The following is a 7,692-nucleotide window of genomic DNA, read 5'->3' as shown; positions in this document are numbered from 1 at the left end:
CTTCAGGGTTACGGTGACAGTGCATTTAATTGAGGAGTCAGAACGCCGTTAGGAACTATTACTTTCGTCTGACTATTAAATGCACTGTCACTGTAATCCCCGCCGTGATCGTCGGCAGACTCGTCATGATGTCGGAAGCGTTACGGCATCTGGTTCGATTTTAAAAATGCCGCCTCAAGGCCATTTCACCTCGGGCGGCATCGACGACAGGATCGAATCGACGTTGCCGCCGGTCTTCAGGCCGAAAATGGTGCCGCGGTCGTAAAGCAGATTGAATTCGACATAGCGGCCGCGCCGGATCAGCTGCTCCTCGCGGTCGGCCGCCGTCCACGGCGTTTCGAAATTGCGCCGAACCAGGTCCGGATAGATTTTCAGGAAGGCGCGGCCCACATCCTGCGTGAAGGCGAAATCGGCATCCCAGCCCCCGGAATCGTGGTGATCGTAAAAGATGCCGCCGATGCCGCGGGGCTCCCTGCGATGGGGCAGGTAGAAATACTCATCGCACCATTTTTTGTATTTGTCGTAAGACGCAACGGCCGCATGGGCGTTGCAGGCGGCTTTCATGGCGGCGTGGAAGACCACCGTATCGGGGTCTTGCTGGGTGCGCCGACGGTTCAGGACTGGCGTCAGGTCCGAGCCGCCGCCGAACCATGCTTTCGTCGTCACGATAAAGCGCGTGTTCATATGGACCGCGGGGATATGCGGATTGCGCAAATGGGCGATCACCGAAATGCCGGACGCCCAGAAGGCGGGATCGTCATCGGTGCCCGGAATCTGGGTGCGGAACTCAGGCGCGAATTCGCCGTGCACGGTCGAACAATGCACGCCCACTTTCTCAAACAGCCGTCCGTGCATCAGGCTCATGACGCCGCCACCGCCCGGCCGGCCCGTATGGTCGGTGCGATCCCACGGAGTTCGCTCGAATCGGCCGGCCGTTCCCGGATAAAGGCCGGCCGGGGCCTCGTCTTCCAGACGCTCGAACGCTGCGCAGATCTCATCGCGCAACGATTCGAACCAGGCCTTGGCGCGTGCCTTGCGTTCTTCGAGCAGGGTCTCATCCATGGGCGATACCTGAACCGGAACAACTGACGTCATTTGGCGCTGCCTCGCCGTTGCCGGTTTGCCGAAGTGCTTCCCCCAATGCCACGGCGGCGGCCATGGCGACATTGAGCGAACGCAGTCCCGGCCTGATCGGGATCACGAGCCGCGCATCGGCGGCGTCCGCGACAGCTTGCGGGACACCTGCGCTTTCCCGCCCGAACAACAAGATGTCCGACGCCTGATATCGGAAATCAAGATATGGCGTGGCGCCTTTGGTGGTGAGCAGGAGTAGCCGATGCCCGCCGAGCCTTCGCCATTCCTCGAATTTTGTCCAGGAATCGTGGCGGGTCCAGTTGACCTGGTCGAGATAGTCCATCCCGGCACGGCGAAAATGCCGGTCCGATATCGGAAAACCGGCGGGCTCGATAATATGGGCCGCCACCCCCATGCAGGCACACAGCCTGAGGATGGTCCCTGTGTTCTGGGGGATGTCAGGCTGATAAAGCGCGATCTGCATTCTGCTGTTCCACCGATTCCCTCAACTGGCGCGCCATGAGTCTTTGGCGAGGTGGACGGCGATTGTCATCCCCATTTCACGACAACGGCCCAACGGGGCAGCTGTCCGAAATATCCGGATAAATAGCCCTGTTGCGTGGAATTAGTGCATTGCACGTGGGGTAGCCGATAGCGGGCTTGCGCTCTTACGGCAAGGGTGCCAATAGAACGATTCTGGACTGTTCCTTTTGCCGATGGGGTCGCAAAGGGCGGTCTTTACTGCCGCCGCGGGGGTCGCGGGCGCCGGCAGCCTCCCGGTCAGTCTTCCGGGGCGGTTCCGCCGGCAGCAAGCTATGAAAGGGTTTGGAATCGTGACGACAGCGTCTTCGGCGGAACATCCGACACGCCGTGATTTCCTCTTCGTTGCAACCGGGGCCGCCGCCGCTGTGGGTGGAGTAGCCTCGCTCTGGCCGTTCGTTTCCCAGATGAATCCGGACGCCTCAACCATCGCGGCCGGCGCGCCGATCGAAGTCGATCTGAAGCCGATCGCCTCGGGGCAGGACATCAAGGTGTTCTGGCGGGGCAAGCCGATTTACATCATGAACCGCACCAAGAAGCAGGTCGACGAGGCCCGCAGCGTGCAGGTCTCGAGCCTGCCCGATCCGGCAACTGACCAATCCCGGGTCAAGGAGGGTCACGACCAGTGGCTCGTCGTGATCGGCATCTGCACTCATCTCGGCTGCATCCCGATCGCCCATGAGGGCAATTACGACGGCTTCTTCTGTCCATGCCACGGTTCGCAATACGACTCCTCCGGCCGTATTCGCCAGGGGCCCGCGCCCGCCAATCTGGCCGTCCCGCCCTATCAATTCGTTTCCGACACTAAAATCCAGATCGGCTGAGACCCCGGACTCCAAACGTCCGGGACCTTACGCCTGTCGCGTCGTCTTACTTCCCTAGGGATCGCATCATGAGCGGACCATCCGACTACCAGCCGACCAATCCCGCCATCAAATGGATTGAACGGCGCCTCCCAATTTTCGGTCTCGTCCATTCCTCCTTCGTGGCCTATCCGACGCCGCGCAACCTCAACTACTGGTGGACGTTCGGCGCCATCCTGTCGATCATGCTGGCGCTGCAAATCGTGACCGGCGTGATCCTGGCGATGCATTATACGCCGAACGCCGATCTCGCCTTCCGCTCGGTCGAAAGCATCGTCCGCGACGTGAACTATGGCTGGCTGTTGCGCAACATGCATGCGGCCGGCGCGTCGATGTTCTTTTTCGCCGTCTACATCCACATGTTCCGCGGCCTGTATTACGGCTCATACAAGGAGCCGCGCGAGGTGCTCTGGATTCTCGGCGTCATCATCTACCTGCTGATGATGGCGACGGGTTTCATGGGTTACGTGCTGCCGTGGGGCCAGATGAGCTTCTGGGGCGCCACCGTCATCACCAACCTGTTCTCCGCCATTCCCGGCATCGGCAACGACATCGTGACGCTGCTGTGGGGCGGTTACTCCGTCGGCAACCCGACACTGAACCGGTTCTTCTCGCTGCACTACCTGCTGCCGTTCGTGATCGCGGGCGTCGTGGTCCTGCACGTATGGGCGCTGCATGTCGCGGGTCAGAACAATCCGGCCGGCGTCGAAGTGAAGACGGAAAAGGACGTTGTGGCGTTCACGCCTTACGCGACCATCAAGGACATGTTCGGCGTCTCCTGCTTCCTGATCTTCTACGCATGGTTCATCTTCTACATGCCGAACTATCTCGGCGACGCCGACAACTACATTCCGGCAAACCCCGGCGTGACGCCGGCGCACATCGTGCCTGAATGGTATTACCTGCCGTTCTACGCGATCCTGCGCTCGATCCCGAACAAGCTTGCGGGCGTGACCGCGATGTTCTCGGCGATCATCGTGCTGCTATTCCTGCCCTGGCTCGATACGGCGAAGACACGTTCGTCGAAGTATCGCCCGCTGGCCAAGCAGTTCTTCTGGATCTTTGTCGTGGTCTGCGTGCTGCTCGGCTATCTCGGCGCACAGCCGCCGGAAGGCATCTACGTCATTGCCGGACGTATCCTCACCGTCTGCTATTTCTCCTACTTCCTGATCCTGCTGCCGCTGCTTAGCCGCATCGAGACGCCACGGCCGCTCCCCAATTCGATCGCCGACGACGTGCTGGCCAAGTACAGCAAGAGGGCAGCCTCGATCGTGGTCGCCTTTGTCATCGCTGGCGGCCTCGTAGCCGGCAGCGTGCAGAGCGCGCGTGCCGAGGACGACACGCCGCCGTCCCAGAAATGGTCCTTTTCCGGTCCGTTCGGGAAATACGACCGTGGCTCATTGCAGCGCGGATTGAAAATCTACAAGGAAGTCTGCTCCAACTGCCACTCGCTGAACTATATCGCCTTCCGCAATCTCGCCGATCCCGGCGGTCCCGGTTATTCCGAGGCGCAGGCGGCTGCGTTTGCCTCCGAATACAAGATCAAGGATGGCCCGAACGATTCCGGCGACATGTTCGACCGGCCGGGCCGGCCTGCCGACTATTTCCCTCCGCCGTTCCCGAACGAGCAGGCCGCTGCTGCCGCCAACGGCGGCAAGGCGCCGCCGGATCTTTCGCTGATCGCGAAGGCTCGGTCCTACGAGCGCGGCTTTCCGAAATTCATCTTCGACTTCTTCACCCAGTTTCAGGAGCAGGGCCCGAACTATATCGAGGCCATCCTGATCGGCTTTGAGGACAAACCGCCGGCCGGCGTCACCGTTCCCGAGGGCACGTACTACAACAAGTACTACCCCGGCCACGCCATCAAGATGCCGAAGCCGCTCTCGGACGGCCAGGTGACCTTCGATGACGGTTCCCCCGCCACTGTGCAGCAATATGCTCACGACGTTGCGACCTTCCTGATGTGGACGGCGGAGCCGAAGATGGAAGCACGCAAGCACCTCGGCCTGCAGGTGTTCGTGTTCCTGATCATCTTCGCCTTCCTGATGTACTTCACCAAGAAGAAGGTCTGGGCCGACGCGCACTGATCTGTCGGCGCTGCTCTCGAAAAAGCCCCCATTTCGGGGGCTTTTTTGTTGCCTTCACGGTCTTTTTAACGCTCGCTCCCTGCGGGATGACCGCTGACTGATCGTGGACGATTGCGCCCGGCAGCCGCTGCGGACAGAATGCGGCCAACCGTTGCAACATAACCGCAGGAGGAAACATGGGCACCAGCATTGCTTTCAAGCGTCCCGACGGCAAGGAAGCCCACGGTTATCTCGCCAATGCCGCGAAAGGGAATGCGCCGGGCGTCGTCGTGATCCAGGAATGGTGGGGACTTCAGGACCAGATCAAGGGGCTGTGCGATCGCTTTGCGGTGGCGGGTTTCGACGCGCTGGCACCCGACCTCTACAAGGGCAAGGTCGTGCCGTATCACGACACCGATGCTGCCGGCAAAGAGATGAATTCGCTCGATTTCATGGACGCGACGACGCAGACCGTCCGCGGCGCGGCACAATATCTGGCGCGCAATGGCGCCAAGGTCGGTCTGACCGGGTTTTGCCTTGGCGGTGCGGTCACGATTATCGGCGCCACCAGAATTCCGGAACTGACCGCGGGCGTGGTGTTCTACGGCATTCCGCCGGAGGCCGCGGCCAAGCCTTCGGACGTGAAGATTCCCTTGCAGGCGCATTTCGCCAGCAAGGACGACTGGTGTACGCCGCAAGTCGTCGATGCGTTCGAGAAGGCAATGAAGGCGGCCGGCAAGTCGCTCGAACTGTTCCGTTATGACGCTGAGCACGCCTTCGTCAACGAACAGCGCATGTCGGTGCACGACCGCAAGGCGGCGGAGCTTGCGTGGGGCAGGGCGGCGGAATTCTTTCACAAGCACTTGGGATAGGCTGCCTGTAATAATCAACCGACGGCGAGAAGAGGACTCGACGGGCATCAATCACGCCGCGTCCGGCCATGGTCGCTTGAAGGGCTTGCATGAAGGTTTTTTGCACAGGCGCGTCCGGCTATATCGGCGGATCGGTGGCAGCTCATCTTGTAGCCGGCGGACATCAGGTGACGGGGCTCGTTCGCACCCCTGAAAAGGCCGATGCGGTTCGCGCGAGGGGTATCGAGCCGTTGCTGGGAACGCTGGACGATGCGGAACGTCTCGCCCAAGCGGCGCAGGCCGCCGACATCGTCGTCAATGCGGCGAATGCCGATCATCATGGCGCGGCGGCTGCGTTGCTCGGCGCTCTCGCTGGCAGCGGCAAGCTATTCATCCACACTTCCGGATCGAGCATCGTTGGCACGCGCGCCCGCGGCCATCGATCCGATGCCATCTTCGACGAAAGCTCGACGATCGCCCCTTCAGCCGCGCGTGCCGCCCGGGTCGCGCTGAACAATCTCATTCTTTCCTACCGCGACAGGGGATGCCGTCCCGTCATCATCTGCCCGAGCCTGATCTACGGTCTTGGCCGTGGCGTCGAGCCGCACAGCATGCAGGTGCCCCTCCTGATCCGCCTCGCCCGAAAACGAGGTTGCGCCGCCTATGCCGGGCCCGGCGAGAACATCTGGTCGAACGTGCATATCGACGATCTGGTGATGCTTTATGCGCTCGTCATCGAGAAGGCGCCTGCCGGGGCCTTTTTCTTCGCCGAGAACGGCGAAAACTCGATGCGCGAAATTTGTGAAGCCATCAACCGCATGCTGGCCTATCAGGCTGCGCCGTCAGCGATGTCCATGGAGGAGGCAGCCGCCGAATGGGGTGAGGGCGTCGCCGAGGATACGATGGCGTCGAACAGCAGGGTACGAGCGGTCAAGGCGAGGCAGCTTGGCTGGGCGCCGAAGGCGCGGAGCCTGATCGAGGAAATCGAACACGGTTGCTATCGATAGCCCGGTATCGAGACCGGGTGGCGAATTCTCAAGGCGTGCGCTCGCGCACACCGTCCCACCACGCGCACGTGCCCGACATCAGCTTGTAATTGCCTTCCATCACCTGGACCGGTGCACGCAGACCGTCTGAAGCCGCGAGCATCCGCATTTGACGCGCCGCTTCGCGGTCCTTTTCCGACAGCCACACCCGCTCATGGCCCCACAGGCTGGGGCCATGATGCATCTCGACCGGCTGCCAGGTTGCGAGGTCGATCTCGCGCGCGCCCCAGCCGCACTCGACCATGAAGGACGACGGTGTCCTGGCGTAAAACGAGGTCATGAAATCGTTGGTGTGGCGTCCCAGCGTGACATTCACGCACTCCTCGGCGAGCGCGATATCGTAGGCCTGCCCGACGTCATCGAGCGAGAACAATTCCACCATCAGATGGTGCACGCCGCTCTTGCCGGTCTCGATCAGGGCGAGCGAGTGATGACGCGGGTTGATGTGGAAGAAATAGGCGCGGAACGGCTTCTCGATATAGTCGGAGAGATGGAAGCCGAGCAGGTCGAGATAGAACGGCATCATCTCGTCGATGCGTTCAACCGTCAGCACGACATGGCCGAGCCCGAGCGCGCCGGTGCGAAAGCCGGAGATCGAACGGCCCGGCGAAAATGGTGTGTCGTCGATTTCGGCCCCATGGAAGGCCTCAAGCCGGTTGCCGGCAGGATCGTGGAATGAAATCAGCGCGCGCACCCGTCGTGTATCCGCGAGCGTTTGTGGCTCCGCGACGACTTTCACCCCGGCGGCCTCCAGCCTCGCAGCCAGCGCATCGAGTTCAGCGCCGTTTTCGACTTCCCAGCCGAAGAAGCGCGCGCCGTCTCCCATCGCGCGATCGATCACGACGCGCTGCTTGCGGTCGTCCATGCGGAAGGCGAGCATGGAATTGCCGCGCTCGATCGCCTGCCAGCCCACCAGCGAAGTTCCGAACTTCTGCCAGTCTTCCAGCGCGGATGAGCCGAACCCGACATATCCTAACGCTTGCACCGACATCATCGGCCTCCCGCTGCTTCAGATTGTTAACGAAGCCCAGTGTGGCAGTTCAGAAGTATCATTGCCGCCGCGGGTTCGTTATGCGGACTTCTGAACCTAAGTACCACTAGATCGATAAGTTTTGCTAGTGTCCTTCCGATTCCGAAGTTCGCACGGTATCGCGGCAACCTCCGATGCGAGCTTCGGAATCAAAGGAGCTCTAGTAACTTATTGATTCTAGTGCGGCCTTGAATTTGAAGTTCCTATAAAGCGATTGCGGCA

7 protein-coding genes are annotated in these 7,692 nt (G+C 61.1%); 4 read left to right on the top strand and 3 right to left on the bottom strand.

Annotation, left to right across the window (positions count from 1 at the left end; genetic code table 11):
* Positions 1 to 174 precede the first annotated feature (174 nt).
* Positions 175 to 1,062, bottom strand: coding sequence for an oxygen-dependent coproporphyrinogen oxidase (gene hemF, locus WB528_RS22845; RefSeq protein WP_423890944.1), 888 nt, complete (start codon positions 1,060 to 1,062; stop codon positions 175 to 177).
* A complete protein-coding gene (locus WB528_RS22840; protein ID WP_423890941.1) occupies positions 1,055 to 1,558 on the bottom strand; it encodes a tRNA (cytidine(34)-2'-O)-methyltransferase in 504 nt (167 codons plus the stop codon). The genes hemF and WB528_RS22840 overlap by 8 nt, the downstream gene beginning before the upstream one ends.
* Positions 1,559 to 1,907: 349 nt before the next feature.
* Between WB528_RS22840 and petA the strand changes: the two genes are divergently transcribed.
* The 4 genes from petA (at position 1,908) to WB528_RS22820 (ending at position 6,401) form a co-directional block, all read left to right on the top strand.
* Positions 1,908 to 2,438, top strand: a complete 531-nt coding sequence (gene petA, locus WB528_RS22835) for a ubiquinol-cytochrome c reductase iron-sulfur subunit (RefSeq protein ID WP_423890946.1) — start codon at positions 1,908 to 1,910, stop codon at positions 2,436 to 2,438.
* Between the two features lie 68 nt (positions 2,439 to 2,506).
* Complete coding sequence (locus tag WB528_RS22830; protein ID WP_423890939.1) at positions 2,507 to 4,564, top strand: cytochrome c1; 2,058 nt, start codon at positions 2,507 to 2,509, stop codon at positions 4,562 to 4,564.
* Between the two features lie 176 nt (positions 4,565 to 4,740).
* Positions 4,741 to 5,415: a dienelactone hydrolase family protein gene (locus tag WB528_RS22825; protein ID WP_423890937.1), complete on the top strand. Its 675-nt coding sequence runs from the start codon at positions 4,741 to 4,743 to the stop codon at positions 5,413 to 5,415.
* An 89-nt stretch (positions 5,416 to 5,504) separates the two neighbouring features.
* Positions 5,505 to 6,401 (top strand): NAD-dependent epimerase/dehydratase family protein, encoded by an 897-nt coding sequence (locus WB528_RS22820; protein ID WP_423890936.1) that lies wholly within the window; start codon positions 5,505 to 5,507, stop codon positions 6,399 to 6,401.
* A 28-nt stretch (positions 6,402 to 6,429) separates the two neighbouring features.
* Here the strand turns inward: WB528_RS22820 and WB528_RS22815 are convergent, their stop codons facing one another.
* Positions 6,430 to 7,431: a VOC family protein gene (locus tag WB528_RS22815; protein ID WP_423890934.1), complete on the bottom strand. Its 1,002-nt coding sequence runs from the start codon at positions 7,429 to 7,431 to the stop codon at positions 6,430 to 6,432.
* Positions 7,432 to 7,692 lie beyond the last annotated feature (261 nt).

This window comes from Bradyrhizobium sp. (assembly GCF_049586575.1).
Classification (GTDB): domain Bacteria; phylum Pseudomonadota; class Alphaproteobacteria; order Rhizobiales; family Xanthobacteraceae; genus Bradyrhizobium.
This window is presented reverse-complemented; position numbering and strand designations above follow the sequence as displayed.